Raw genomic sequence first — 25927 nt, 5'->3', positions numbered from 1 at the left:
TCCGTCCTCAGACCTGGGCTTGCGCCAACGCCCGGGCATTTTGCAGACGCCGGGTGAGCATCGCCGCGCTCACCACCAGAATCCCGCACAGGCTGATGACCATGGCCATCGGCACGGCGCTGCCATCGTGTAACACACCGACCAACGCTGCCGCTGCGGCGGCAACACTGAATTGCAGGCAACCGAGCATCGCCGACGCACTGCCGGCGCGGGCGCCCTGCCCGTTCATGGCGCAGGCCGAGGCGTTGGGGAGGATGCAGCCGAGGCTGGCGATGCAGATGAACAACGGAATCAGCAGCGGCCATAACTGTTCGGTGTGCAACGTACTGACGGCGAGCAGCGTCAGGCCGGCCCCCAGGTAGATCCACACCGTACGTACCAGCAGAAACGCCGGGCCACGCTTGGCCAGCAGGCGCGCGTTGACCTGCGCCACCAGAATGAACCCCGCCGCGTTGGTCCCGAACAGCCAGCCGAAATGCTCGGCGGGTACGCCGTAGAGTTTGATGAAGACGAACGGTGAACCGGCGATGTAGGCAAACATCCCGGCAATGGCGATACCGCCGGTCAAGGCGTGGCCGAGGTAAACCGGATCCGCCAACAGCCGACCGTACTGACGCAACGCCCCCGACAACGGTTGACGCGGCACGTGGGCCGGCAGACTTTCCGGCAAGCCGATCGCCACAGCCAGCCCCGCCAGGGCACTGAACCCGGTCAGCACCAGGAAGATCGACTGCCAGCCCGTGGTGTTGACCAGCAGTCCACCCAGCATGGGCGCGAGAATCGGTGCCAGGCCCATGACCAGCATCAGTTGCGAAAAGACTTTCGCCGAACCCACCGCATCGCATTTGTCACTGACCACCGCACGGGCGATCACCATCCCGGCGCAACCACCGAGGGCCTGAATGAATCGCGCACCGATCAGCCATTCCAGGTTCGGCGCAAACGCGCAGGCCAGGGAGGCGGCGGTGAACAAACCGACGCCCGTCAACAAGGGAATCCGCCGCCCGAAGCGATCCGCCACCGGGCCGTACGCCAGTTGACCGAGGGACAGGCCCAGGAAATACGCGGCGAGTGTCAGCTGCACGTGTTTTTCGTCAGTGCCGAACGCGAGTGCCATCGCCGGGAACGCCGGCAGGTAGAAATCGATCGCCAAAGGACCGAAAGCGCTGAGGGCGCCAAGAATCAAAATGGTACGGAAGTTCATCAGGCATCCAGTTGGGCGTAAGTCGGCAGCCCGACAGTCTAGCCGCGCATGGACGCCTTGAACATTCCGATAGCTCGCTAACTATTAAATATCACTGGAGATACAAAACCTCTGGGAGTAACCCAGTGTGGAGAGAACCTGTGTGGGAGAAAGCTTTTGTGGTGAGGGGATTTATCCCCGTTGGGTGGCGAAGCCACCCGCAATACTTGCAACCTCGGAGCATCAGTTACACCGAGTGCACTGGTTTTACGACTGCTTCGCAGTCGAACGGGGATAAATCCCCTCACCACAAAAGCCCGCTCCCACAGGGAACTGCATCCATCATTCAGGCGAGTTTGGCGTCGTAGCCTTCTTCGGTGATCGCAGCAATCACTTGCTCGGTCGTCAGCGCGCTTTCAACACCGACTTCTTTTGTCGCCAGATCGATCCGCACGCTGGCCGCAGGATCCTTGGCTTGCAGCGCCTGGGTAATGGCTTTGACGCAGTGACCGCAGGACATGCCTTGAACGTTGAACACTTGCATGGTGTGGCTCCTTTGATGAGGTTGCGATCAGTCTCGAGCTTGCCACCATGGCAAGGTCAAGTTCTGCAGAAATCTGCCGGGCTGGCAATCGGCGGCGCGCTCGGCCAAGCTGCGTGCATCAATGACTCGACTTCAGGAGATTCAGCCATGCGCTGGTCAGCTCTCAGCCTGTTTGGCTTCCTCAGCCTATTTGCCGCGACACCTTCGGTTCAAGCCGCCGGGGAGGACTATGGCGTACTGATCATTTCCCGCGAGCGCCTGGAAGTCGCGACCTCCTGCGAGATCGGCGTGTACATCCAGGACCAACTGTCGGCGCGGCTGTTCCAGGAGCAAAGCACCTCGTTCAACCTGCCGCCGGGCAATGTGTCCCTGCGCCTCAAACTGTTGCCGGGCCAGGCACCGGGTTGCAACCCGGGCATGCTCGCACCGGGCTCGCAGAACATCACCCTCAAAGCCGGGGATGTGCTGAAGTACCGGATTGCGATGACGCAGGAAGGGATGTACCTGAAATCCACCGCTCTCGACTACTGACGCCAATCCCTGAGGGAGCGAGCTTTTGTGGCGAGGGGATTTATCCCCGTTCGACTGCGAAGCAGTCGTAAACCAGTGCACTCGGTGTAACTGATACGGCGAGGTCGCAGGTTTTTGGGCGGCTTCGCCACCCAACGGGGATAAATCCCCTCACCACAAAAGCCCGCCCCCACATTGGGTCTGCGGCGATTTGTAGACTGGCGCTTGACCTTGCCAGCATGGCAAGGTTGATCCTGTAGGCATCTTCTACAGGGAGCGCGACCGATGTCCGAATCCATTACGTTCGATCTGCCGATTGCCGGCATGACCTGCGCCAGTTGCGCCGGGCGTGTCGAGCGTGCCTTGAGCAAAGTCATCGGCGCCTCTGCCGTCAGCGTCAACCTCGCCACCGAGCAGGCCCGGGTCCAGGCGCCCAGCGACAGCCTGCCGGCGTTGATGGATGCAGTGCAGCAGGCCGGTTACAGCGTGCCGCAGCACAGTCTGGAACTGAGCATCGACGGCATGACCTGCGCCTCCTGCGTCGGCCGCGTCGAACGGGCGCTGGCCAAAGTGCCTGGGGTGAAAAGCGTCAGCGTCAACCTCGCCAACGAACGTGCCCACCTCGAACTGCTTGGAAACATCGATCCGCAAACCCTGATCGCCGCGGTGACCAAGGCAGGTTACGGCGCCAACGTCTGGGAAGTCGAACACCCGCAAACCGATCAGCAACAGCAGCGCCTGCACCGCGAGCGGTGGGCGTTGATCATGGCGATCGCCCTCGCCTTGCCGCTGGTGTTGCCGATGTTGCTGCAACCGTTTGGCGTGCACTGGATGCTTCCGGCCTGGGTGCAATTCGCGTTGGCCACGCCGGTGCAGTTCATTTTCGGTGCACGATTTTATGTCGCCGCCTGGAAAGCCGTGCGCGCCGGGGCCGGCAACATGGATTTACTGGTCGCCCTCGGTACCAGCGCCGGCTATGGCTTGAGTCTTTATGAATGGGCCACCGCGGCCGGGCGCATGCCGCACTTGTATTTCGAAGCCTCGGCGGTGGTGATCGCCTTGGTGTTGCTGGGCAAATACCTCGAAAGCCGCGCCAAACGCCAGACCGCCAGCGCCATCCGCGCCCTCGAAGCCTTGCGCCCGGAGCGCGCCATTCAGGTGATCGACGGCCGCGAGCAGGACGTCGCCATCAGCGCCTTGCGCCTCAATGACCTGGTCATGGTCAAGCCCGGCGAACGCTTCCCGGTGGACGGTGAAGTGGTCGAAGGCCAGAGCCACGCCGACGAAGCGCTGATCAGCGGCGAAAGCCTGCCGGTGCCCAAACAACCCGGCGACAAAGTGACCGGCGGCGCGATCAATGGCGAAGGTCGGTTGTTGGTTCGCACCTTGGCCTTGGGCGCAGAAACGGTGCTGGCGCGGATCATCCGCCTGGTCGAAGACGCCCAGGCTGCGAGAGCGCCGATTCAGAAACTGGTGGATAAAGTCAGCCAGGTGTTCGTTCCCACCGTTCTGTTGATCGCGCTCGCGACTCTGATCGGCTGGTGGTTGTACGGCGCGCCGATGGAAACCGCGTTGATCAATGCCGTTGCGGTGTTGGTCATCGCCTGCCCTTGCGCACTCGGGCTGGCCACGCCCACCGCGATCATGGCCGGCACTGGCGTCGCGGCTCGCTACGGGATTTTGATCAAGGACGCCGAAGCACTGGAACGTGCTCATGAAGTCAGCGCCGTGGTGTTCGACAAGACCGGCACGCTGACCTCGGGTACCCCGCGCATCGCTCATCTGAGTGCCATCAACGGTGATGAAGCCGCCCTGCTGCAAATGGCCGGCGCCCTGCAACGCGGCAGTGAACACCCGCTGGCCAAGGCCGTTCTGGACGCATGCACCGAACGCGGCTTGACCGTGGCCGATGTCAACGACAGCCAATCGCTGACCGGTCGTGGCATCGCTGGCACCCTCGACGGTCGTCGTTTGGCCTTGGGTAATCGCAGGCTGTTGGAAGAAGGCGGTTTGAGCGCAGGGAAACTGGGTGACTCCGCAACCGCTTGGGAAACCGAAGGCCGCACCCTCTCCTGGCTGATCGAACAAAGCCCCAAGCCAACCGTACTGGGCCTGTTCGCGTTCGGTGACACGCTCAAACCCGGTGCGTTGCAGGCGGTGCAACAGCTCAGCGCACGCCACATCAGCAGCCACCTGCTGACCGGCGATAACCGTGGCAGCGCCAAGGTGGTTGCCGAAGCGCTGGGCATTACCGATGTCCACGCCGAAGTCTTGCCGGCAGACAAAGCCGCTACGGTCGCCGAACTGAAGAAAACCGGCGTGGTGGCTATGGTCGGCGATGGCATCAACGACGCCCCGGCCCTGGCGGCCGCCGACATCGGCATCGCCATGGGTGGTGGCACCGACGTGGCCATGCACGCTGCAGGGATCACCCTGATGCGCGGTGATCCACGGCTGGTGCCTGCCGCGCTGGACATCAGCCGCAAGACCTACGCGAAGATCCGGCAAAACCTGTTCTGGGCGTTCGTCTATAACCTGATTGGCATTCCACTGGCCGCGTTCGGCTTCCTCAACCCGGTGCTGGCCGGCGCGGCGATGGCGTTGTCGAGCGTCAGCGTGGTGAGCAATGCGCTACTGTTGAAAACCTGGAAACCCAAGGACCTGGAGGACAATCGATGAACATCGGCCAAGCAGCCCTGCATAGCGGCCTGAGCGCGAAGATGATTCGTTATTACGAGTCCATCGGCTTGCTCAAGGCCGCCCATCGCACCGACAGCGGCTACCGCGTTTATGGCGACGACGACCTGCACACGCTGGCGTTCATCAAGCGCTCCCGGGACCTGGGGTTTTCACTGGAAGAGGTCGGCAAACTGCTGACCCTCTGGCAGGACCGCCAGCGAGCCAGTGCCGACGTAAAGGCCCTGGCCCGCCAGCATATCGACGAACTGAACCAGAAAATCCTCGAACTCGGTCAGTTGCGCGACACTCTGCAGGACTTGGTCGAGCACTGCCAGGGCGACCATCGCCCCGACTGCCCGATCCTCAAGAACCTGGAGTCGGGCTGCTGCGCGCAACCTGTTCGCGCCTGATCGCCAAAGCGGAGTGTCAGGCGGATTGATTTTGAATGTGACGGCCCCATCGCGGGCAAGCCACGCTCCCACAGGATTTGTGTCAAACCCGGGCTTCATGGTCGACACAAATCCTGTGGGAGCGTGGCTTGCCCGCGATGCAGTCGACGCGGTTCCTAAAAATCATCTACAAAAAACCCGGCCGAAGCCGGGTTTTTCGTTAACCGATCACTGCATCCACGGTGGAGGCGGTTCTTCGGTTTTGCCCGGTGGCGCGTCATCTGCCGCGCGCACCGCTTGCTTGCGCTCTTCATCCAGGCGTGCCGCCTCGATCTCGCGCATGATCCCGCCAACATCGGCCAACTCTTCCGGCTCGTCGAACTCGCCGGTCAAGATACTGGCCGGGTGCAAGGTGCCCGCTTCGTACAGTGCCCACATTTCCTTGGCGTACTTGGTCTTTTTCAACTCTGGCGCAAACCGGCCAAAGTAGGAGGCCATGTTGCCCACGTCCCGCTCCAGCATGCTGAACGCGTGGTTGTTGCCCGCCGCGTCAACCGCTTGCGGCAAGTCGATGATCACCGGGCCGGTCGGGGTCAACAGCACATTGAACTCGGACAGGTCACCGTGCACCAGACCGGTACACAACATCAGAACGATCTGCGAAATCAGGAACGCGTGATATTCGCGCGCCTGGTCCGGCTCCAGCACCACGTCATTCAGACGCGGCGCGGCATCGCCGTACTCATCGGCCACCAGTTCCATCAGCAATACGCCTTCGAGGAAGTCATACGGCTTGGGCACCCGGACACCCGCACCGGCCAAACGGAACAAAGCCGCCACTTCGGCGTTCTGCCAGGCGTCTTCGGTTTCTTTCTTGCCGAATTTCGAGCCTTTGGCCATCGCTCGCGCCTGACGGCTGTTGCGCACCTTGCGGCCTTCCTGATATTCGGCCGCCTGACGGAAACTGCGTTTATTCGCCTCCTTGTAGACCTTCGCGCAACGTAACTCGTTACCGCAGCGCACCACATAAACAGCTGCTTCTTTACCACTCATGAGTGGGCGCAGCACCTCGTCGACCAGACCGTCCTCGATCAGGGGTTCAATGCGTTTTGGAGTCTTCATCAGCTTTTATTGTGGGTCCTTTATTACCAAACACGCGAAAGTCATTCGTTATACGGCAATCCACTCGTTCGGGGGAGGGGTTGCCGACCTATGAACGTCGAGATGCACACAATGTGCCGGATAAATCGGTCAATCATAGCCGGCCGCCATTGGCCGCCCGAGATCATAGCTGAGCCTGCGCCACTTGGTGACGAAGGGGTGTGAGGGCATTTACGACAGAAGCTGACACCGAAGTTCAAACCCTTCGTAGGATTTTTCTCAACCGGCCTCAATTTCCCCTTCATTCAGCCGAAGTCCTCAGTGACAGAGTGATTTGTCCGACAATCGTTCCGACCAAAAAAACGATGGCGCGCTCAAGGATCCGGGTTGATCAACAACGTTTACGGCTGCCAAAATCCGCGAGTCATCTGCACTGCGTGGGCCTACAAGAAAAATCTGGAGCGCGGATGAACATCAAACAGAAGTTGACCTGGGCGTTTGCAATTATCGCCTGCCTGCCCGTGGTGCTGGTCGCCACCCTCGTTGTGCTGAACTTGCGCAGTGACGCCAAGGAGGATTTCGTCGACGGCAGTGGCCGCGAAATTCGTCAGGTCAGCAACGCCATGCAACTTTTCTTCGACGGCATCAGCCAGAACGTCGATTACCTGGCCAAGCAACCGCTGATCAAGGACTCCGACGACAGCCTCAAGACCTACATGAGCGCCAACGCCGAGAGCATTCCGCAAGGCGAGATGGACAAAAAAGTCTTCAGCCTCCTGCAGGACCTGGGTAACAGCCATCCGTCCTACGCCTACGCCATCCTCGGCACCGCGGCCGGCGGTTATGTGTCCTGGCCGGACGATGCCAAGCTGAACAATTACGACCCGCGCCAACGCCCCTGGTACAAGGCGGCCCAGGCCAAACCGGGTAAGCCGTTTCGCACCGAGGCCTATTACTGGGCTCAGGACGATGCAACTTACGTCAGCACCGTGCGCACCATCGACAACAAATTGGGCAGCAACGGCGGCGTGGTCAGCATCGACGTGACGCTCAAGCAACTCACCGAAATCGTCAAACAGATCAAGCTCGGTGAAACCGGCTACCTGATGTTGCTGGAGAACACCGGCACCGTTTTGGTCGATCCGAAGCAACCGGAACACAACTTCAAGGCTTTGAGCAGCCTGGGCGAGGGTTACGCGCAACTGGCCAAGGCCGGCAAAGGCCTGGTGGAAGTCGAGTTGAATGGCGAGCGTTACATGGCCAACGTCTGGCCGTCGGAGCAACTGGGCTGGACCTTCATCGGCCTGATCAAGCAAAACGACGTGATGAGCTCCGCGACCCAACTGACCTGGCTGATCGCAATCATCGCCACCGTGCTGGCGGTGGTCTTCGCCGTCCTCGGCGCCAGTTTCGCCAGTGTCATCGTGCGGCCGATCCGCAGCGTGGCCAGCGGCCTGGAAGGCATCGCCCAAGGTGAAGGCGACCTGACCAAGAACCTGGAAATCCGTGGCAACGACGAAACTGCGCAATTGGCCAACTGGTTCAACCAGTTCCTGACGGCGATTCGCAACCTGATCCAAAGCATCGGCGGCGCCGCAACCAAAATCCTCGCCACCTCCAAGAGCTCGACCCAGGTTTCCAGCGACATGGCTGAAGCCGCCGGGCGCCAGCGTGAAGCGGTGGACATGGTGTCCACGGCGTTCCATGAAATGGTCGCCACCGCCAACGAAGTCGCGCGCTCATGCAGCCAGGCGGCAGAATCCGCCGACAGTGGCCAGCGCCAGGCGCGTCAAGGTCAGCAACAGATTGATGCGGCCGTGACCAGCGTTGATCGCCTGAGCCAGGAAATCGAACAGTCGGCGCAGTCGATGCAACAGCTCGAACGCGACAGCAACGACATCCAGTCGATCCTGGGGACCATTCGCTCGATTGCCGAACAGACCAACCTGCTGGCCCTGAACGCCGCCATTGAGGCTGCACGGGCCGGTGAGCAAGGTCGCGGGTTTGCAGTGGTGGCAGATGAAGTCCGGGCACTGGCCAAACGCACGGCGGATTCCACGGCGGAAATCGATGGCTTGCTGGGCAACCTGGCCAAGCGCACCAGCCAAGTGACTCAACAGATGCATGCGAGCCTGGAAGTGTCGCAACAATCGGTGACCCGCATCGGTGAAGCGCGCAGCAGTTTCGGGCTGATTCGTGAGTCGGTGGATGTGATTCGCGACATGAACACGCAGATCGCCACGGCGGCGGAAGAACAGCATCAGGTGGCGGAAGACATCAATCGGCACATCAGCCAGATCCATGGCGATGCGCAATTAGTGGCAGAACTGGCGAACTCCGCGCGACTGGACTCCCAGAGCCTGGCGGGATTGTCGAATGAACTGGATGGTTTGGTTCGCCGCTTCAGGACTTGAGAATGGGGGGTGGTTTTAGATCCACCCCTCACCCTAACCCTCTCCCCAGAGGGGCGAGGGGACTAATTGATGTTTTCTTAAGAAAATTATCGACCTGAGAAACCGAGTCGAACTCAGTTGTCGAAAACCATGAAGATCGGCTCCCTTTCCCCTCTCCCCCGTGGGGAGAGGGCTGGATCTCACTGCCGAAACAACTCCCCCGGTGTAAACCCAAACAACCCCTTGAACGCCGCAATAAACGCCGACGTCGAGTCATACCCGCAAGACAGCGCCGCATTGGTCACGCTGTCGCCCTCCTCCAGCAAGCTCAACGACGACAGTAACCGCACCCGCTGCCGCCAGCCGCGAAAACTCAGCCCCGTTTCGCGCTGGAACAAGCGCATCAGCGTCTTCTGCGACATCCCCAACCGCTGCGCCCATTCCTGCAACGTCACGTTCAGCTCCGGACTTTCGATCAGCTCATTGCACAACCCGAGCAACCGCTCATGTCGCGGTAACGGCAGGGAAAACCCCACCTCCGGCAGATTCGCCAACTGATCCAGCAGCACATTCACCAATCGCGCTTCCTGGCTATCGCCCTGTGGATATTCCACCGGCAGCAGGCAAAAACTCTTGATCAGCTCACGGGCCAGCGGCGTGACTTCCAGCACCCGGCAACGCCCATCGGCCCATTCGCAATTCTCACGGCGCACGTAGAGGCTGCGCATCTCAGCGCGCATCGAGGTCACCACCTGATGTTCGAGATCCGCCGGAATCCAGATTCCCCACTGCGGCGGCGCAAAGAAGCTGCCTTCCGCAGTGTGCACGCCGAGAACACCGCTGATGGCGTAGGAAAACTGGACCCAGTCGTGGCGATGAGGCGGCGTCCACGACCCGGCATTCAGACTTTCCGCCCTCGCGAACAGCGGACGCGGCAACGCTTTCAGCGTCGGAATCGCTCGTTCGAGGGAAAGTTGTCCGTTACTCGGCATTGATTGGCCTTATGTCGCAAGACGGCAGACAGGGCCGACGTTAGGCTAAGTCATCAATTCTTACAAATGTATTCGGTGACGGTTATGCATGTCTTCAAACACCTCAAACGCGTGGTCACCGACTGGTTCTTGTGCGGCATGCTGATCGCCACGCTGCTGTCGTATTTCTTCCCGGTCTTCGGTGCTACGGGCGGCGGGATGCACGCCGAGTATGTGATCAACATCGGCGTGTTCCTGGTGTTCTTCCTGCATGGGGTCAACCTGTCCAGCGAGCAGATCAGCCATGGCCTGAAGAACTGGAAGCTGCACGTGATGGTTCAGGGCTTCACCTTTGCGGTGTTCCCGCTGATCTGGTGGCTGAGTGACAAGCTGTTGGGTTCGCACATTCCATCGCTGCTGATGCTCGGTTTCTTCTACCTGTGCGCCCTGCCCTCGACCATTTCGTCTTCCGTGGCCCTGACCGGCAGCGCAGGCGGCAACGTGCCGGCGGCGATTCTCAACGCAAGCCTGTCCAGTGTGCTGGGGATTTTCCTCACGCCGTTGCTGGTGAGCCTCGTGGTCGGCAGCGGTGCCGGCGGCATCGATCTGGGCTCAACCCTGCTCGACCTCTGCGCCATGTTGCTGTTGCCGCTGGTGCTCGGCCAACTGATGCGGCCGTTGTGCGGCAAATTCTTTGCCCGGCACAAGCGCTACACCAACATCGTCGACAAGCTGGTGATCCTGTTGCTGGTGTACTCGGCGTTCTGCAACTCGATGGTCTCGGGGATGTGGCAACAACAGGGCAACAGCGTGATTCTCACGGCATTGCTCGGCAGCGCGATCCTGCTGGCGGTCATCCTGTGGATGACCACCCGCACCGCCCGCGCCTTGAAATTCAGCCCGGCGGATGAGATCGCGGCGGTGTTCTGCGCCAGCAAAAAATCTCTGGCCGCCGGTGCGCCGATGGCCGCGTTGATCTTCGGTGCCAACCCGGGCCTTGGTTTGATTCTGCTGCCGATCATGATTTATCACCCGTTGCAGCTGATCGTCTGCTCGGTGATGGCCGAGAGTTACGCCAACCGCAACCGCGAACGCGTCGCGCAGCAGAATGCCGAACTGATCAGCGCTCGATAATCGCCGTCACGCCTTGACCGCCAGCGGCGCAGATCGAGATCAAGCCTCGGCCCTTGCCCGCCGCGTCGAGCAACTTCGCCAGGTTGGCGACGATGCGCCCGCCGGTCGCGGCAAACGGATGCCCGGCCGCCAGTGAGCTGCCTTTGACGTTGAGACGGCTGCGGTCGATGGAGCCCAGCGGCGCGTCGAGACCAAGGCGGGTTTTGCAATACTCCGGATCCTCCCAGGCCTTCAACGTGCAAAGCACCTGCGCCGCGAAGGCTTCGTGGATTTCGTAATAGTCGAAGTCCTGCAAGGTCAGTCCGTTGCGCGCCAGCAAGCGTGGCACCGCGTACACCGGCGCCATCAACAGCCCTTCGGCACCGTTGACGAAATCCACCGCCGCAGCCTCGCCGTCACGCAAATATGCAAGGATCGGCAAGCCACGTTCCTTCGCCCATTCTTCACTGCCCAGCAGCACCAGCGACGCGCCGTCGGTGAGCGGCGTGGAGTTGCCCGCCGTCATCGTGCCCTTGGCGCTTTTCTCGAAGGCCGGTTTCAAGGTGGCGAGCTTTTCCAGGGTCAGGTCCGGACGCAGATTGTTGTCGCGGGTCAGGCCGAGGAACGGCGTCATCAGGTCGTTGTGCCAGCCCTCGGTGTAAGACGCGGCAAGTTTTTGGTGACTCTCCAGCGCCAGTTGATCCTGATCTTCGCGGGGTATGTTCCAGGTCTGGGCCATCAATTCGCAGTGTTGGCCCATGGACAAGCCTGTGCGCGGTTCGCCGTTGCGCGGGAACTCCGGGATCAAGTCCCGGGGACGCAGCTGTAGAAAGGATTTCAGTTTGTCGCCGGTGGTCTTCGCGCGATTGGCTTGCAGCAGCACCCGGCGCAAACCTTCACTGACGCTGATCGGCGCATCCGAGGTGGTATCGACGCCACCGGCAATGCCGCAATCGATCTGTCCCAAGGCAATCTTGTTCGCGACCAGCAACGCCGCTTCCAGACCTGTGCCGCACGCCTGTTGAATGTCATAGGCCGGCGTATAAGGGGACAACCGTGAACCGAGCACACACTCGCGCGTCAGGTTCATGTCGCGGGACAGCTTGAGGACCGCCCCCGCGACCACTTCGCCGATACGCAGGCCATGCAGGTTGTAGCGTTCGATCAAGCCTTCGAGCGCTGCGGTGAGCATCGCCTGGTTACTGGCGGTGGCGTACGGCCCATTGGAGCGGGCGAAGGGAATACGGTTACCGCCGATAATCGCGACGCGGCGCAGCTGAGTCATGAAAAGCTCCTTGTGAAAAATTCAATTTGAAAACCGGTCCCCTGTGGGAGCGGGCTTGCTCGCGAAAGCGTCAGGTCTGCCAACAGAGATGTTGAATGTGCTGGCCTCTTCGCGGGCGAGCCCGCTCCCACAGTGACCTCATCGCCCATAAATCCGGTGTTCCAACTAATCTGCTGAGTTCAAGCGTAGGCCTAATCTCGTGGATCGAACGACTGATTGCCATTCGTGGTCCACACTTTGAACCCCAGCTGCCGGAGTGCGTTCCATGTCTGACCGTTATATCGACTTCGCCAATTCCTCCATCGGCCATCGTCTGGTCGGGGCCATGGGACTGCCGTCCCCGGTGCGCCTGGAGCGTTGGCAGGCAGGCCGGCTGCGGCCTGTCGAAGGGGCGCTGTTGATTGGCGGCGGCCCGCTGACGGAGAAAGTCAGCGCCTTCGCCAACCGCCTGACCGACGCGATCTACAGCTACGGCACCGAGCCGTCCCTGGCCACCGCGTGGATTCCCGGCCACGGCCCCAAGCTCAAGGCCGTGGTGTTCGACGCCAGCGACCTGGTGCAGACCGACCAGCTCAAACAGCTGCGCGAGTTCTTCCAGCCGCTGATAAAAAACCTCGACCACAGCGTGCACCTGGTGATTCTGGGGCGTGCACCAGAGACATTGAGCGACCCGTTCGCCGCCAGCACACAGCGTGCGGTAGAAGGGTTCAGCCGTTCGCTGGCCAAGGAATTGCGCAGTGGCGGCACCTTGCAGCTGATCTATGTCGGTGAAGGCGCCGAGGATCAACTCGAAGGGCCGCTGCGGTTTTTCCTCTCGCCCAAAAGTGCGTTCGTGTCCGGGCAAGTGATTCGCTTGAAGGCCTGCGATACGCAAGTGTCGGACTGGACTCGCCCACTGGCCGGGCGCAAGGCGCTGGTCACGGGAGCCGCGCGCGGTATTGGTGCCTCCATCGCAGAAACCCTGGCCCGTGACGGCGCCGAGGTGATTCTGCTCGACGTGCCACCGGCCAAGACCGATCTCGACGCGCTCGCCGCACGCCTCGGCGGGCGCAGCATCACCCTGGACATTTGCGCCGAAGACGCCGCAGCGCAGTTGATCGAACTGCTGCCCGACGGCGTCGACATCGTGGTCCACAACGCCGGCATCACCCGCGATAAAACCCTGGCCAACATGACCCCGGAATTCTGGGACGCGGTGCTCGCGGTCAACCTGAATGCGCCGCAAATGCTGACCAAGGCTCTGCTCGACAGCGGCACCTTGCATGACAACGGGCGGGTGGTTCTGTTGGCGTCCATCAGCGGCATCGCCGGCAATCGCGGACAAACCAACTACGCCGCGAGCAAAGCCGGGCTGATCGGTCTGGCCCAGGCCTGGGCGCCGCTGCTGGATCAGCGCGGTATCAGCATCAACGCGGTGGCGCCGGGATTCATCGAAACCCAGATGACCGCGCACCTGCCATTCGGTATTCGCGAGGCCGGGCGGCGCATGAGTTCATTGGGCCAGGGCGGCCTGCCACAAGACGTCGCCGAAGCGGTCGCGTGGCTCGCTCAACCGGGCACCGGCGCGTTCACCGGGCAAGCGCTGCGAGTCTGCGGGCAAAGTGTCTTGGGGGCATAAAGATGATCACCGATTGGCACACACTCAACCGCGAACCGAGCCTGACCGGTCTGTATGTACGGGCGGCGACACGGCGCAAAATCACCGGCACCACATTGCCCGACACGGGTTTGCGCTGCTCGGTCGAAGTCGATCCGCAACGCCTGGCGGCGTATCGCAAGGTCTGCGGTTTTGCCGACAACGGCTTGCTGCCGCCGACCTATCCACACATTCTGGCGTTTGCCTTGCAGATGCAATTGCTCACGGCCAAGGACTTTCCGTTCCCGCTGCTGGGGTTGATTCACCTGAGCAATCGCATTCGCGTCTTGCGCCCTATGGGCGGCGTGCACCGCGTGCGGGTCAGTGTGCAGGTGCAGAATTTGCAACCCCACGCCAAGGGGGCGACATTCGACCTGGTGACGTCGCTCGACGATCAGTTGGGGCCGCTGTGGGAGGCTGAAAGCCAGATGCTGTGCCGCGGGGTCAAGCTTGAAGGGGAACCGGTCGAGGAAGTCCTGGCATCGACAACGGCGCTGACCGAAGTGACTCGCTGGGAAGCGCCGACCGACATTGGCCGCCAGTACGCGAAAGTGTCCGGGGACTACAACCCGATTCACCTGAGTGCGGCGAGCGCCAAGCTGTTTGGCTTTCCCACAGCCATTGCTCATGGACTGTGGAACAAGGCCCGGACATTGGCGGCGTTGAGTGAGCATCTGCCCACGGCGAATGTCGAGATTGCGGTGCAGTTCCGGAAACCGGTGCGGTTACCGAGCGAGGTGACGTTGCTGGCCAGTGCGGCAGGGGCCAGTGGGGATTTTCAGTTAGTGGGCGCGGGGGATCTGGAGCATATGGTGGGGCATTGGCGGCCGATTGCCTGATTGATCTCTTGTGCCTGAACGACCGCTATCGCGAGCAGGCTCGCTCCCACAGGGGGGGTCGTTTGAGGATTAGTGCGGTGGATAGTTGGCGAGGATCCGCCCCACCGTTTCACGTATCGCCGTGCTGCGATCCGACGGATTTGTCGTGCGGCTGAGCATTTGCTCATCGCTGCCACGCCACACAAGTTTGCCGTCCTTGCCATCAATCAGGTCGATCTGGATGGTCGCCACCTTATAGGTCACGTTGCGGGTTTCGTTGTACATGGGCCCGCCCCAATAACCGTTCCATGGATTGCCCCAACCGCCGCCATAGTTGGTGGTCACCTGTTGCTGGCGTTCTTCGACGATCAGGTAGGTCTGGACGTCAAGATTTCCCTTGCTGCCAGCGGCGGCCGGGCGCAGGCCACGCTGATCCAGCTGGTCGGCCACCGATTGGCGGATGCGCTGTTCGGTCAGGTCGCTCTTGATCCGTGGATCATCGGGGCGATATTGCAGGGCCGGTTCTTTCCAGGACCAGCTGCGATAGGCGGCGAAGTCGCGGCTGGCATCGAAGTCATTGTTGACCTGGTTGGCGGCGCAGGCACTGAGCAGCGCGGCGATGGCCAGTAGAGCAAAACGGCGGATCATGATGGTTCTCCGGTTGAAGACATGAACCTGTGAAAGTCTTCCAGACAACAAAAGCTAACTGGGAGGATACGCCGACATGGCCTTTTCTACAGCCTCCCTTATCGCGTCGGCACGCTCGCTCTGACTGCCGCGATTGCCGGTTTCGGCGCTGGCACTCCACACCGGTTGGCCGCTCTGAGCGTCGAACAAATCGACCCGCACCACCACGACCTGTTCCTGATACGTGCGCACAATCGGCACCGTGTTGTACATGCCATAGCCGTTGCCGTAGCGGTTGTAGCCGCCATAACCACCGCCGTAATAACCGTAGTCATCCCGAACCTGGCGTAAACGGGTTTCCAGATGCAGATTGGCGCTGACAAACAGGTCAGCCGGACGGTTGTTATCGTGCAACGGGCGCAAGCCGCGCTGATCGAGGGCGTTGCTGACGGCTTCGGCGACCTGGGCCGAGTCCGCCCAGGCACTGCCCGGTGGCAGTTGCCCGTCGAGCCAGGCCCAACTGCGGTAACGCCCGTAGTCACGCGGCGGTGCCGGGTAGGCGCTGCGGTCGAAGGTGCTGGCCGCTTGAGGCGGTGCCGGCGGCAACGGGTTGGAAGTCGCCACATAAGGGTTGCTGCCCTGGCAGGCCGCCAACCCGAGACAGATCACCAGTAACCCTGAACGACTTTTCATGTTGCGCTCCGATCAGACCGGCCGACAGATCCAGTGTAAATAGCGCCCAAGCCCGGCAAAGCTTGGGTGGCGGCGGTGGGCCAGCTCCATTTCGAGCAAGTCCACGAGTTCGGCGCGGGCCTGGAATTCCACTGGCATGTAGTCGTGAAAAACCCGCACCCCGCTCTGGGTTTCGACCTGCCACAGGCCCTCAAGTTGCGCCGCCAGTTCGCGCGGATCAAGGGGCTGCTGCGGGGTCAGGCTCTGCTTCTCGCCGGCCATGTCGTTCTTGCGCATCTTGCGGAAATGACCTTTGAGCAAGTTGCGGTAAATCAGCGCATCGCGGTTGTAGAAGGCCAGTGACAGCCAGCCATCCTGCTGGGTCAACTGATGCAGCACCGGCAGGATCGCGTGGGGTTCGGCCAGCCATTCCAGCACCGCATGGCACAGCACCAGGTCGTAGGGCTCGGTGAGCTGACCGAGCAAGTCCTGCCACGGTGCCTGAATGAACGTGGCGGTCTGTCCGGCGTCGGCGAAACGCTGGCGGGCGCCTTCGAGCATCGGTTCGGCGGGTTCGGCCAGCGTGACGTCATGACCGCGCTGGGCCAGCCACAACGACATGTGGCCCAGGCCCGCGCCGATATCCAGTACTCGCAGCGGACGGTCCGGCAGGGTTTCGGCCAGGTCGGCCTGAAGCACCGCCAGACGGATCGCGCCTTTGGCACCGCCATAGATTTTCTCGGCGAATCGGGTCGCCAGTTGATCGAAATGACGATCGCTCATCAGCTGAACCTCTTTTCGCTGTCTGCGAGTTTGCTGCGCACCACTTCATTCATGTCCAAGCCCAGCTCGCCGCACAGCAGCAGTAGATAGAGGACGATGTCGCCGATTTCCTGCCCGGCGTGGGCCAGTTTGTCCGCCGGCAACTGGCGCGACTGGTCTTCGGTCAGCCACTGGAAAATCTCCACCAGCTCGGACATTTCCACGCTCGCGGCCATGGCCAGGTTTTTTGGGCTGTGAAATTGCCGCCAGTCATTGCGGTCACGGATGGCGTGCAGGCGTTCGGTCAGTTCAACAAGGTTCATCGGGCTCTCCTGAAGGCGTATAGCTTCGGGGGGATGGCCGGGGATGGCAAGGGTGCTTTTCCTGTGGGAGCGGGCTTGCTCGCGAAAGCGGACTGAAATCCACCGCCGATGTTGACTGACAGACCGCCATCGCGAGCAAGCCCGCTCCCACAGGGCCCATGCAACCCTCTATGCTTGTGGGGAACTCGCCGCCGCAATCCATGGCCCAAGGCTCAAGTCCGGCAAGCACGCCACCACTTACATCAGGACGTTCACGATATGCAGGTAGAAAGTTTTTTCGAATGGCTCGGCCAGGCACTCGGTTCGGTTATCCGTTTTATCGTTGACGGCCTCAGCGGCTTGTTCAACCTGTTGAGCCACGCCGGCAGCAATTTTGTCGAAGGCTTGTCCCGTGCGTTGGGGATGGATACTTCGATTATCAGCATCATTGCGCTGATCCTGGGGTTGATGCTGTTGTGGTCGGCGATCCGGGCGTTTATGAATGCGTCGATCATCATGGGGATTATCTGGTTGCTGTTGGGGCTGTGGTTGCTGAGCTGGATCATCCACTGACACCGACATCCCCTGTGGGAGCGGGCTTGCTCGCGAAGGCGGCCTTACAGTCGATATTGATGTCGCCTGACAATCCGTATTCGCGAGCAAGCCCGCTCCCACATTAAATCGGACCTCCCGCTACAATGCCCGCTCCCCCAAGGAGCCTGCATGTCCAACCTGATCGCCGACTGGCGCGACCGCACAACCCATCGTCGGGTCTGGGCGCTGGCTGCGCCGATGATTCTTTCGAACATTTCCGTTCCGCTGGTGGCACTGGTCGACAGTACCGTCATCGGCCACCTGCCCCACGCCCATCAGTTGGGCGCCGTCGCGGTCGGGGCCAGCCTGTATACCTTTCTGGCCTGGGGCATGGGATTTCTGCGCATGGGCACGACGGGGTTCGCCGCCCAGGCTGCCGGGCGCGGAGATGGCGCGGCGTTGCGGCAGATTCTGTTGCAGGGTTTGTTGCTGGCGATGGGGCTGGCGATTGTCCTGGGCGCATTGGGCGTCCCGTTGAGTGGTGTCGCGCTGCACTTCATGCAACCCTCGGCCGAACTCGACCAGCTCACCCGCGAATTTTTCCACACAAGGCTCTTCGGCTTGCCCGCGGCGCTGGCCAGTTATGCGCTGGTCGGCTGGTTCCTTGGCACCCAGAACGCACGGGCACCGCTGGCAATTCTGCTGAGCACCAATCTGGTGAACATCGCGCTGAACCTGTGGTTCGTCCTCGGCCTGGACTGGGGCGTGGTCGGGGCAGCCCGGGCGTCGGTGATCGCCGAATGGACCGGCGCCCTGATCGGCTTGTTCATGACCCGCAAAGCCCTGCGCGCCTACCCCGGCCATATCGCCTGGGCCGCACTGGCGCTGTGGCAGAGCTGGCGACCATTGCTGGCGGTCAACCGCGACATTTTCATCCGCAGCCTGGCGCTGCAATCGGTGTTTTTCCTGATCACCGTTCAAGGCGCGCGGCTCGGTGATGCCACCGTCGCCGCGAACGCCCTGCTGCTCAACGGCTTGCTGCTGACCGCCCACGCGCTGGATGGCCTGGCCCATGCCGTGGAAGCCCTGTGCGGGCATGCCATCGGCGCGCGTGATCGAGAGGCGCTGCGTCGCTCCTTGGTGGTTGCCTGCGGCTGGTCATTGCTGGCGAGTGTGGGCTTTGCCGTGCTGTTCGCCTTCGCCGGACATCTGTTCATCGAGATGCAGACCGACATCCAGAGTGTGCGCGACACCGCGTTTATCTACCTGCCCTACCTCGCCGCACTGCCGCTGATCGCCGTCTGGAGTTACCTGCTCGACGGGCTGTTCATCGGCGCCACCCGTGCCCGGGAAATGCGCAACGGCATGCTGTTGACGGTCATTCTGCTGCTCCCGTTCGCCTGGGCACTGCAAGGTTTGGGCAACCATGGACTGTGGATAACGTTCCTGTTGTTCATGGCATTGCGCAGCCTGACCCTCGGGGCGTTTGCCTGGTTCCTGCGCAAGAACGACGGCTGGTTTACAGGCAGGGCTCATTGAGTCAGCCTGCTGCAGCCAGGGGTCGCACATCAATGTCGAACCCCGTGTTCAGGATTGATCGTTCTGCCACAGGTTGCGCAGGCTATCGAGACGCTCCTGCTGGCTCATCCCCGACAATGGCTGCACGGGCGTAGCGTCAGGGTATTGCAAGCGCAGCCATATCCAGCCATCGAGCACCGGGCGTTTGCTGAAACCCAGCGCCAGCCCTTCCTGCATATGGGACCACAGGCGGGTGTAGTCGGTGCCGGTGGACTGGCTCCAATGCCAGGCGTGCTGTTCAAGCAGGCAGGTTTGCAAGGTGTCCCGCTGACGAGGCGTCAGGTTTTCTTCGATGGCCAATGGGCTGACGGCAAGCCCAGGATTGAACAACTGTTGCCAACCCCGGCTGCCGATTGCCCTGTCGGCCCAGGTGCCGCCGAACCAGCGCAACTGACTGATCGGCCCCAGCCAGCGACTCAGTTCCAGGGCATCGCAGGCATCGAAAAAGTAACTGGCGGTGTGGGGGTTGTAGTAACTCAACAACGCGCGGTGGTGCAGGCCAAAGGTGACCGTGAGCATGCGGCGTAAATGCTCGAGCAACTGCGACGGCGAGGCCTCACTGACCAGTAACAAACCACTCCAGCTGTGCGGTTCGCGCAGGCACAGCTCGGCCAGCGCCGGGCAGCCCTTGAGGTCGACCAACAGCGGCCCGTGCTCGCGTATCGGCTGCAACTCGGTGTCATCGAACAGCCAGAACCGCCGGGTCTGCGCAAACTGCTGGAGCAGCATCGCACCAGCCCCAGGCTCCCCCGGTACGTCGAGCAACAACCACTGCGCGGTTGAGTCCGGCGTCTGGGCGACGATCATGCCGCACCGCTCTGGCCAAGCTGCGTCGCTGCCCGGCAGGTGCAGAAGGCGTGTGCGCAATGGCTGAAACTGCCCCCACCGGGCATCAGACACAGCAACACGACCGGTTCGCTGGATTGCAATAAACGCACTAGTCCGTCGACGGTAGCGTTGTCTTCTGTCGCCACGGTGGGTGGAAGTTCGGGCAAGACCGACGCTTGGGTGCAGGGTTGTCCGGGAAAAAACCCGGTGATTAACGGTTGATCAGGATCCCCCTCGATAAAACTCACCAGCACCTGCGCGCCTTCACTCAGCGACAGGGTGTGCGCATCGCCCAATTCCGGTGCCAACGGCAGCCAGCAGTGGCTGGGCTTGGCGCCTTCACCCTGATAAACCCAGTCGAACTGCACAGCAACGGGCCTGGATGAATCGGGTTGCGGCTCATCGACATCAACGACCCAAGCCCGCTGCAGGCTGTGCATCCGTGGGCTCATGACCAAATGAGGCACTGCGAGCGGTAACGCCCCGGCAACAGCGCGGATCCGGTTGCCATACGCAACCCCCGGCGCCTGCCCCCCCTGATGCTCGACATGGATCAGCAGCCAGACACGATTCCAGTCGGCACATGGATGGCCGGACAGCAGAACGCGCTGACCGCTGCGTAACGTCGTCAGATTTGTCTGACCTTCGCCAGCCTGCGCGTTGCCTTGAACCTTGAACTGCTGCACGCCGGGCTGTTCGGTGCAGGGCTCAAAAACCATCTCGGCTTCCCGAGGAAATTGTCCTCGCGCATCACCAAAGACCAGACAGTGACCGCGCTGGCGATGCTCGAAGTGGTAATGAAGTCGTTCCTGCGCACACAGACGCTGGAGGAACTGCAGGTCCGATTCCCGGTACTGCGTGCAGAAATCACGCGGCGGGTAATCGCAGCTCAGGTCAAGGCGCAGATCCTTACCGTCAATGCCATGCTCCTTGAGCACCTGCGCGAGGATCTCGGGTACAGACCGGTTGCTGAAAATGCGCTGGCTGAAACGCTGGGCCAGGCACGCCAGTTTCGGCTTCAGACGCACACGACAAAGCCTGGGCGCAGCACCGTGGCCAGCCTGGACAAGCTCATGCAATTGCCCGTGAAAACCGGTCCCCGGCGGCCCGAGATGCAAAAAGGCCGGGCGGTACAGCAGGCTTGCCAGGTCCAATGTCGGGTCATCGATCAGCAGATCCACGTCGAACACGAAGGGTTCGCTGATTGCTTCACTGCCGGTAAAAGCCAAGACTTCAACAGGGTCGGGCAGACCCTCTACATCCAGACGAAATGACGGCTCGTTGACTGGATCGAACATCGGCGATTCTCTACAGGAGGGGCGGCCGGGGATTCTCTCCGAGAGAGTTGGCCGAGTAGAGTGCCGAAGTACAACTTAGGAAATGACCTACGCGAAAAGAGGACCGCATCGCGCGGATAGCTGGGGATGTGAGTCATTTCGTTTGAAATCGGGGAAGCGTCCCAACAGGCCATCTGAAATTTCCCGCAGCGTACGGAAAGTTTTCAGACAACCTGCTGAGAGCGGTGCCTTACCTCAAGAAGACAGGTAAGACGAACGGGTCAGGCCCAGGCGCAGTGCGTCGAGGAACTGGGTACGCTCGGCGGCAGTGATGCGCGCACTGGCGCATTTGTCGCGGTAGTGGGTCATCAGCTCTTCCGGCGACAAGTGCACGTAACGCAGCATGTCTTCGATGGTGTCGTGGGTCTCGATACCGGCGTGGTACACGCTGCCATCGGCGTTCTGGTAGATGTTCACCGAATCGGTGTCACCAAACAGGTTGTGCATGTCGCCGAGAATTTCCTGGTAGGCGCCGACCAGGAAGATACCCAGCAGGTAATCCTCGCCTTCGTTCAAACCGTGAACCGGCAGGCTGGTTTCGATGCTCTGCTCGTCGACGTATTGCTTGATCTTGCCGTCGGAGTCGCAGGTCAGATCCTGCAGCACGGCGCGGCGCAGCGGCTCTTCGTCGAGACGGTGCAGCGGCAGAATCGGCAGGACCTGGCCGATGGCCCAGGTGTCCGGCAGGCTCTGGAATACCGAGAAGTTGCAGATGTACTTGTCGGCCAGCTTGTCGTTGAGTTCGTCGAGCACCTGACGGTGCGAACGCTGACGCGCCTTCAACGAGTTGTGCAGGCGACGGCACACGGCGAAGTAGCATTGCTCGGCCAGGGCTTTTTCGGCAAGGGTCAGCTTGCCATCGGCGTACTGGGTGGCCACGTCGCTCATGTAGTGCGTGGCGCGCCAGTAGGTTTCGGTGACCATCTCGATGTCGGTCGGGCCCAACAGGTCAACCAGCCACTGTACGGTTTCCGGCAGTTCTTCCTTATTCTCGATCTTCGGCACGTCGTCGTTGTGCTTCTCGACGTCGGTCACCTGCACTACCAGCATGGCGTGGTGAGCGGTCAGCGAGCGGCCGCTTTCGGAGAAGATGTTCGGGTGCGGCAGGCTCTGCGCGTCGCAGAATTCCTTGAGCATCCCGACCACGACACCGGCGTAATCATCCATGTCGTAGTTGATCGAACTGGCGTTGCGCGAGTGCGTACCGTCGTAGTCGACGCCCAGACCGCCACCGACGTCGATGTGGTCAACCGGCAGGCCGAGGTTGCGCAGTTCGCCGTAGTAACGAATCGCTTCCTTGAAACCGTGCTGGTAATCCGCCAGGTTGGCGATCTGCGAGCCCATGTGGAAGTGCAGCAGGCGAATGCCCTGATCCAGGCCCGCCGCGCGGAAACGCTCGACCACCGACAGCAGTTGCGCCGCCGACAGGCCGAACTTGGATTTCTCGCCGCCGGTGTCCGCCCACTTCGAAGACGCCAGGGACGACAGGCGCACGCGCAGGCCAACCTGAGGCTTGACCTTCAGCGACGCGGCTTCTTCGATCACCAGCTCAACTTCGGATTCTTTCTCGATCACGATGAACACGTTGTGACCCAGCTTCTGGCCCATCAGCGCCAGACGGATGAACTCGCGGTCCTTGTAACCGTTGCAGACGATGGTGCCGCCCTTCGGTGCCAGGGCCAATACGGCCAGCAACTCAGGCTTGGAGCCGGCTTCCAGACCGATGGAAACATCCTGGGTGGCGATGATGTTTTCGATCACCGCTTCTTGCTGGTTCACCTTGATCGGGTACAGCGCGGTGTACTTGCTCTGGTATTCCAGACGCTCGATATTGGAATCGAAGGCGCCGGTCAGCTGACGCACGCGGTCTTGCAGAATGTCTGGGAAACGCACCAGCAACGGCAAGGACAGGCCGCTTTTACGCAGCTGGTCGACTTGCTCGAAGAGGTCGATAGGCGAACTGGTCGGACCGTTCGGACGAACTTCGACGCGACCGGCGTCATTGATCGCGAAGTACCCGGCCCCCCAATGGCGAATCCCGTAAACACTGCGGCTGTCCGCAACTGTCCATTGGCTGCCATCGTCTTTGCGTGTGCGTCGTACGGACATTGAAGTCCCCTATAAAGAAGTCATAGAGCGTCGCCTGGGTTCAGGCCGGCGCAGTCTAAAGAATGAAAATGACGATTAGCCTGCATGCAAGGGCCATAGACCTCACATTCAGCGCTGAGTTTAGAAACCGGTCAGAACAGGCTCTGTGAAAACCATGTAGACGACGCCAGGCCAGAGTTGAATCGGGACTGGATCAAGCCGAGGGTGGTTTTCACAGAGGCTGCTAGCCGCCGGACTTCTTCGCTTTGAATCCCAGTTTGATCAGTTCAGCCAAGAGTAGCTCGACATGATCGCCCTGGATTTCGATGATTCCGTCTTTCAACGCTCCACCGGTGCCACAGCGTTTCTTCAACGTGGTGGCCAGGTCCTTGAGCGCTTCTTCCGCCAACGGCACGCCGGTGATGGTCGTCACCGTCTTGCCGCCGCGACCCTTGCTTTCGCGACGCACGCGAGCGATGCCGTCGCCGGCCGGGATAACGGTCTGTTTGCAGATGCAGGCGTCCACCGGTTTACTGCACTCGGGGCAATGACGACCTGCGTCGGTGGAAAATACCAGGCCACCAAGGGCGGCGAAGGATGCGGCTTTTTTGGCCACCGGCAATCCTCTTGGGAGGACAAAGACTGGTCGCGGCAACTTGGGAAGCTGCCATCGACCGCGAAGCCCCACTCAGGCAGGGGCAGCGCTACTGAGCCAGGCAACGCTGGTTCAGTTTGAAAAGGTCGCGCAGTGTAACGGCAAAAAGCCGACTTGCTAAGAGCCAATCGGCGCCAATTTATAGCTCTTTTGCGACGTCATCCCCGCGAGCCCGAAGATAGCGCTTCAACGCAGCCAGAGAGTCCGGGCAATAAGGCTTTTGCTGGATTTCCAGCAGGACCTGATCGATAGGGATAAAGCGCGCTTCCAGCACCTCTTCCGGTTGCAGGATCAAGGGGCCGTCCCACACCGCCGAAAACGCCGAACACCAGAGACGATTGCCGGTGTCCTCGAAGAAAAAGTGGTCATGGGCGCTCAATTCCACGCCGCTCACACCCAGTTCTTCTTCCAGTTCACGCGCAGCCGATTCGGCATACGTCTCGGTGGCGAGCACCATGCCGCCTGCCGCCACGTCCCAGTAACCGGGGTAAATGGCCTTGCTCAGGGTTCGACGGTGAACGCACAGTTCACCCGCGGAATTGAACAGCATGATGTAGGTGCCCCGCCCGATCAGCCCGCGTTCGCGCAGGTCGGAACGGACCAGGGCGCCGAGCAGGTTGTCCTGCTCGTCGACCCAGGCGATCTGTTCGGCATCCGAGGCCGCGCGATGGGCGGCCTCTTTGGCGTTATCGACCATGACTCAGCCTTGATTGAGCAATTGACGCAGATCGATGACTGCGGCGTTGGCCCGGGAGATGTAATTGGCCATGACCAGCGAGTGGTTGGCCAGCACACCGAAGCCGCTACCGTTGAGGATCATCGGGCTCCACACCGGCTCTTGCGAAGCTTCCAGCTCGCGAATGATCTGGCGCACGCTGACCGTGGCGTTCTTCTTCGCGAGCACATCGGCGAAGTCGACTTCGATGGCACGCAGCAGATGGGACAAGGCCCAGGCTTGGCCGCGAGCTTCGTAGAACACATTGTCGATCTGCATCCACGGGGTCTCGACGATTTCTTCATCGACCTGTGGCACCTGACCCGGGGCCAGCACCTCGGTTTTCAGCGCGGTGTTGAGTTTGACCCGGCCAACACTGGCCGACAGCCGTTGCGACAGCGAACCCAAACGGGTGCCGACATCGCCCAGCCAGTTGTTCAGGTTGTCGGCGCGGGCATAGAACAGCGCGCTTTTCTGACTTGGATCGGAGAGGCGAGCCTGATAACGGCTCAGGGAATTGATGCCTTCCTGGTATTCGGACTCACTGGAGGGCAGCACCCAGCTCTTGTTGTCGAAGTTGAAACGCGGCTCGGCCTTGGCCAGGTCGGCGTCTTCGGTGGACTGCGACTGGGAACGCGCGAAGTCTTTACGCATGGCACGACTCAGGTCGCGAACCTGGACCAGCACGCCATATTCCCAGCTCGGCGTGTTGTCCATCCACAGGCCCGGCGGGAACCGGTCGTTGGAAATATAGCCACCTGGCTTGCTCAGCAACGTGCCGGCGACAGTCTTGAGGGTTTCCACCGTGGTGTACCCGATGACCATTTGCTTGCCTTCTTTCTCGGCCGCCACCTGGGCATTTTGTTGAACCGGGAACAGCGCAGGCTCCTGGCTCCAATACCAACCCAGCCCAATCGCGACCAGCAGGTAAAGGCCAATCAGCGTGGCCAGCGCCCGGCTGAACAACAGGCCGCCGACATAACTGCGGGTGGCCGATTTCGGTTCAGCGGCACGTTCAGGCGCGCTGCCCGCGCGATTCTTCCAGTCCAGCATGGCGATATCCTTTCAATCACTTGAGTTCATCGGTTCGACCACAACCCTACGCCATCGTGCCTCGTTTGCCGCGCATTAAATCCTGCGCGAAACGGAGGGACTTACAATGGCCGCGATCAGGGACCACTATAAATGAAGCACAGCGGCGAGCCTA

General features: G+C 61.2%; 24 protein-coding genes and 1 pseudogene. 10 read left to right on the top strand and 15 right to left on the bottom strand.

Annotation, left to right across the window (positions count from 1 at the left end; genetic code table 11):
- Positions 1-7 precede the first annotated feature (7 nt).
- Positions 8-1204, bottom strand: coding sequence for a multidrug effflux MFS transporter (locus DJ564_RS04360; protein ID WP_109627811.1), 1197 nt, complete (start codon positions 1202-1204; stop codon positions 8-10).
- A gap of 325 nt (positions 1205-1529) precedes the next feature.
- Positions 1530-1727 (bottom strand): heavy-metal-associated domain-containing protein, encoded by a 198-nt coding sequence (locus tag DJ564_RS04355; protein WP_109627810.1) that lies wholly within the window; start codon positions 1725-1727, stop codon positions 1530-1532.
- A gap of 147 nt (positions 1728-1874) precedes the next feature.
- On the opposite strand from DJ564_RS04355, the gene DJ564_RS04350 reads away from it, so the two are divergent.
- The 3 genes from DJ564_RS04350 to cueR all read left to right on the top strand — a co-directional run bounded on the left by DJ564_RS04350 (position 1875) and on the right by cueR (position 5326).
- Positions 1875-2258, top strand: a complete 384-nt coding sequence (locus DJ564_RS04350; RefSeq protein WP_109627809.1) for a hypothetical protein — start codon at positions 1875-1877, stop codon at positions 2256-2258.
- 264 nt (positions 2259-2522) lie between these two features.
- Complete coding sequence (locus DJ564_RS04345; protein ID WP_109627808.1) at positions 2523-4916, top strand: heavy metal translocating P-type ATPase; 2394 nt, start codon at positions 2523-2525, stop codon at positions 4914-4916.
- The gene (cueR, locus tag DJ564_RS04340; protein WP_109627807.1) at positions 4913-5326 is read left to right on the top strand and encodes a Cu(I)-responsive transcriptional regulator; all 414 of its coding nucleotides are present in this window, start codon (positions 4913-4915) and stop codon (positions 5324-5326) included. The genes DJ564_RS04345 and cueR overlap by 4 nt, the downstream gene beginning before the upstream one ends.
- 207 nt (positions 5327-5533) lie before the next feature.
- On the opposite strand, the gene DJ564_RS04335 is transcribed toward cueR, so the two are convergent.
- On the bottom strand, positions 5534-6427 hold the full coding sequence (locus DJ564_RS04335) for a PA4780 family RIO1-like protein kinase (RefSeq protein ID WP_109627806.1): 894 nt from the start codon (positions 6425-6427) through the stop codon (positions 5534-5536).
- Between the two features lie 344 nt (positions 6428-6771).
- Here DJ564_RS04335 and DJ564_RS32730 point away from each other — a divergent pair.
- Positions 6772-7962: pseudogene (locus tag DJ564_RS32730) on the top strand (cache domain-containing protein); the annotation flags it as partial.
- 90 nt (positions 7963-8052) lie between these two features.
- Positions 8053-8820 carry a methyl-accepting chemotaxis protein gene (locus DJ564_RS32725; RefSeq protein WP_370655161.1) on the top strand — a complete coding sequence of 256 codons (768 nt, stop codon included), beginning with the start codon at positions 8053-8055 and terminating at the stop codon, positions 8818-8820.
- A 179-nt stretch (positions 8821-8999) separates the two neighbouring features.
- On the opposite strand, the gene DJ564_RS04325 is transcribed toward DJ564_RS32725, so the two are convergent.
- Positions 9000-9791 (bottom strand): helix-turn-helix transcriptional regulator, encoded by a 792-nt coding sequence (locus tag DJ564_RS04325; protein ID WP_109627804.1) that lies wholly within the window; start codon positions 9789-9791, stop codon positions 9000-9002.
- An 84-nt stretch (positions 9792-9875) separates the two neighbouring features.
- Here DJ564_RS04325 and DJ564_RS04320 point away from each other — a divergent pair, with 84 nt between their 5' ends.
- Positions 9876-10904: a bile acid:sodium symporter family protein gene (locus tag DJ564_RS04320; RefSeq protein ID WP_109627803.1), complete on the top strand. Its 1029-nt coding sequence runs from the start codon at positions 9876-9878 to the stop codon at positions 10902-10904.
- Here DJ564_RS04320 and DJ564_RS04315 read toward each other — a convergent pair.
- Positions 10891-12168 (bottom strand): acetyl-CoA C-acetyltransferase, encoded by a 1278-nt coding sequence (locus DJ564_RS04315; RefSeq protein ID WP_109627802.1) that lies wholly within the window; start codon positions 12166-12168, stop codon positions 10891-10893. The two genes, DJ564_RS04320 and DJ564_RS04315, sit on opposite strands and share 14 nt — an antisense overlap.
- Before the next feature lie 265 nt (positions 12169-12433).
- Between DJ564_RS04315 and DJ564_RS04310 the strand changes: the two genes are divergently transcribed.
- A complete protein-coding gene (locus DJ564_RS04310; protein WP_109627801.1) occupies positions 12434-13786 on the top strand; it encodes a 3-oxoacyl-ACP reductase in 1353 nt (450 codons plus the stop codon).
- A 2-nt stretch (positions 13787-13788) separates the two neighbouring features.
- Entirely contained in the window at positions 13789-14643 is an 855-nt protein-coding gene (locus DJ564_RS04305; RefSeq protein ID WP_109627800.1) for a MaoC/PaaZ C-terminal domain-containing protein, read from the top strand.
- Positions 14644-14712: 69 nt separating this feature from the next.
- Here the strand turns inward: DJ564_RS04305 and DJ564_RS04300 are convergent, their stop codons facing one another.
- From DJ564_RS04300 to DJ564_RS04285, 4 genes are read right to left on the bottom strand one after another with little or no spacing between them, the layout of a single operon-like run.
- Entirely contained in the window at positions 14713-15270 is a 558-nt protein-coding gene (locus tag DJ564_RS04300; RefSeq protein ID WP_109627799.1) for a DUF4136 domain-containing protein, read from the bottom strand.
- A gap of 54 nt (positions 15271-15324) precedes the next feature.
- A complete protein-coding gene (locus tag DJ564_RS04295) occupies positions 15325-15942 on the bottom strand; it encodes a DUF4136 domain-containing protein (RefSeq protein WP_109627798.1) in 618 nt (205 codons plus the stop codon).
- A 12-nt stretch (positions 15943-15954) separates the two neighbouring features.
- Complete coding sequence (locus tag DJ564_RS04290) at positions 15955-16704, bottom strand: methyltransferase domain-containing protein (protein ID WP_109627797.1); 750 nt, start codon at positions 16702-16704, stop codon at positions 15955-15957.
- A complete protein-coding gene (locus DJ564_RS04285) occupies positions 16704-17006 on the bottom strand; it encodes a MazG-like family protein (protein WP_109627796.1) in 303 nt (100 codons plus the stop codon). Before DJ564_RS04285 ends, DJ564_RS04290 begins: the two co-directional genes overlap by 1 nt.
- A gap of 258 nt (positions 17007-17264) precedes the next feature.
- Between DJ564_RS04285 and DJ564_RS04275 the strand changes: the two genes are divergently transcribed.
- Together DJ564_RS04275 and DJ564_RS04270 are read left to right on the top strand one after the other, a co-directional pair.
- Complete coding sequence (locus DJ564_RS04275; RefSeq protein WP_109627794.1) at positions 17265-17558, top strand: hypothetical protein; 294 nt, start codon at positions 17265-17267, stop codon at positions 17556-17558.
- Positions 17559-17708: 150 nt separating this feature from the next.
- Positions 17709-19058, top strand: coding sequence for an MATE family efflux transporter (locus DJ564_RS04270; RefSeq protein ID WP_109627793.1), 1350 nt, complete (start codon positions 17709-17711; stop codon positions 19056-19058).
- 48 nt (positions 19059-19106) lie between these two features.
- On the opposite strand, the gene DJ564_RS04265 is transcribed toward DJ564_RS04270, so the two are convergent.
- From DJ564_RS04265 to DJ564_RS04240, 6 genes are all read right to left on the bottom strand, one after another.
- Positions 19107-19904, bottom strand: a complete 798-nt coding sequence (locus DJ564_RS04265; RefSeq protein WP_109627792.1) for a DUF4123 domain-containing protein — start codon at positions 19902-19904, stop codon at positions 19107-19109.
- Positions 19901-21223, bottom strand: coding sequence for a type VI secretion system Vgr family protein (locus DJ564_RS04260; protein WP_109627791.1), 1323 nt, complete (start codon positions 21221-21223; stop codon positions 19901-19903). Before DJ564_RS04260 ends, DJ564_RS04265 begins: the two co-directional genes overlap by 4 nt.
- A gap of 234 nt (positions 21224-21457) precedes the next feature.
- Positions 21458-23371: an arginine decarboxylase gene (gene speA, locus DJ564_RS04255; protein ID WP_109627790.1), complete on the bottom strand. Its 1914-nt coding sequence runs from the start codon at positions 23369-23371 to the stop codon at positions 21458-21460.
- A gap of 223 nt (positions 23372-23594) precedes the next feature.
- Positions 23595-23966 carry a translation initiation factor Sui1 gene (locus DJ564_RS04250; RefSeq protein WP_109627789.1) on the bottom strand — a complete coding sequence of 124 codons (372 nt, stop codon included), beginning with the start codon at positions 23964-23966 and terminating at the stop codon, positions 23595-23597.
- Positions 23967-24144: 178 nt separating this feature from the next.
- Positions 24145-24702, bottom strand: a complete 558-nt coding sequence (locus tag DJ564_RS04245) for an NUDIX hydrolase (RefSeq protein ID WP_109627788.1) — start codon at positions 24700-24702, stop codon at positions 24145-24147.
- Between the two features lie 3 nt (positions 24703-24705).
- Positions 24706-25773 (bottom strand): DUF2333 family protein, encoded by a 1068-nt coding sequence (locus tag DJ564_RS04240; RefSeq protein WP_109627787.1) that lies wholly within the window; start codon positions 25771-25773, stop codon positions 24706-24708.
- Positions 25774-25927 lie beyond the last annotated feature (154 nt).

The sequence above is a fragment of the Pseudomonas sp. 31-12 genome, assembly GCF_003151075.1.
Taxonomy (GTDB): domain Bacteria; phylum Pseudomonadota; class Gammaproteobacteria; order Pseudomonadales; family Pseudomonadaceae; genus Aquipseudomonas.
This window is presented reverse-complemented; position numbering and strand designations above follow the sequence as displayed.

Coding starts and splice junctions, on each gene's coding strand:
- DJ564_RS32725 (WP_370655161.1), top strand. CDS start 8,053: ATGGCTGAAGCCGCCGGGCGCCAGCGTGAAGCGGTGGACATGGTGTCC.
- DJ564_RS04305 (WP_109627800.1), top strand. CDS start 13,789: ATGATCACCGATTGGCACACACTCAACCGCGAACCGAGCCTGACCGGT.
- DJ564_RS04355 (WP_109627810.1), bottom strand. CDS start 1,727: ATGCAAGTGTTCAACGTTCAAGGCATGTCCTGCGGTCACTGCGTCAAA.
- DJ564_RS04260 (WP_109627791.1), bottom strand. CDS start 21,223: ATGTTCGATCCAGTCAACGAGCCGTCATTTCGTCTGGATGTAGAGGGT.
- DJ564_RS04265 (WP_109627792.1), bottom strand. CDS start 19,904: ATGATCGTCGCCCAGACGCCGGACTCAACCGCGCAGTGGTTGTTGCTC.
- DJ564_RS04240 (WP_109627787.1), bottom strand. CDS start 25,773: ATGCTGGACTGGAAGAATCGCGCGGGCAGCGCGCCTGAACGTGCCGCT.
- DJ564_RS04325 (WP_109627804.1), bottom strand. CDS start 9,791: ATGCCGAGTAACGGACAACTTTCCCTCGAACGAGCGATTCCGACGCTG.
- DJ564_RS04350 (WP_109627809.1), top strand. CDS start 1,875: ATGCGCTGGTCAGCTCTCAGCCTGTTTGGCTTCCTCAGCCTATTTGCC.
- DJ564_RS04245 (WP_109627788.1), bottom strand. CDS start 24,702: ATGGTCGATAACGCCAAAGAGGCCGCCCATCGCGCGGCCTCGGATGCC.
- DJ564_RS04315 (WP_109627802.1), bottom strand. CDS start 12,168: ATGACTCAGCTGCGCCGCGTCGCGATTATCGGCGGTAACCGTATTCCC.
- DJ564_RS04295 (WP_109627798.1), bottom strand. CDS start 15,942: ATGAAAAGTCGTTCAGGGTTACTGGTGATCTGTCTCGGGTTGGCGGCC.
- DJ564_RS04310 (WP_109627801.1), top strand. CDS start 12,434: ATGTCTGACCGTTATATCGACTTCGCCAATTCCTCCATCGGCCATCGT.
- DJ564_RS04360 (WP_109627811.1), bottom strand. CDS start 1,204: ATGAACTTCCGTACCATTTTGATTCTTGGCGCCCTCAGCGCTTTCGGT.
- DJ564_RS04335 (WP_109627806.1), bottom strand. CDS start 6,427: ATGAAGACTCCAAAACGCATTGAACCCCTGATCGAGGACGGTCTGGTC.
- cueR (WP_109627807.1), top strand. CDS start 4,913: ATGAACATCGGCCAAGCAGCCCTGCATAGCGGCCTGAGCGCGAAGATG.
- DJ564_RS04345 (WP_109627808.1), top strand. CDS start 2,523: ATGTCCGAATCCATTACGTTCGATCTGCCGATTGCCGGCATGACCTGC.
- DJ564_RS04290 (WP_109627797.1), bottom strand. CDS start 16,704: ATGAGCGATCGTCATTTCGATCAACTGGCGACCCGATTCGCCGAGAAA.
- DJ564_RS04275 (WP_109627794.1), top strand. CDS start 17,265: ATGCAGGTAGAAAGTTTTTTCGAATGGCTCGGCCAGGCACTCGGTTCG.
- DJ564_RS04270 (WP_109627793.1), top strand. CDS start 17,709: ATGTCCAACCTGATCGCCGACTGGCGCGACCGCACAACCCATCGTCGG.
- DJ564_RS04285 (WP_109627796.1), bottom strand. CDS start 17,006: ATGAACCTTGTTGAACTGACCGAACGCCTGCACGCCATCCGTGACCGC.
- DJ564_RS04320 (WP_109627803.1), top strand. CDS start 9,876: ATGCATGTCTTCAAACACCTCAAACGCGTGGTCACCGACTGGTTCTTG.
- DJ564_RS04300 (WP_109627799.1), bottom strand. CDS start 15,270: ATGATCCGCCGTTTTGCTCTACTGGCCATCGCCGCGCTGCTCAGTGCC.
- speA (WP_109627790.1), bottom strand. CDS start 23,371: ATGTCCGTACGACGCACACGCAAAGACGATGGCAGCCAATGGACAGTT.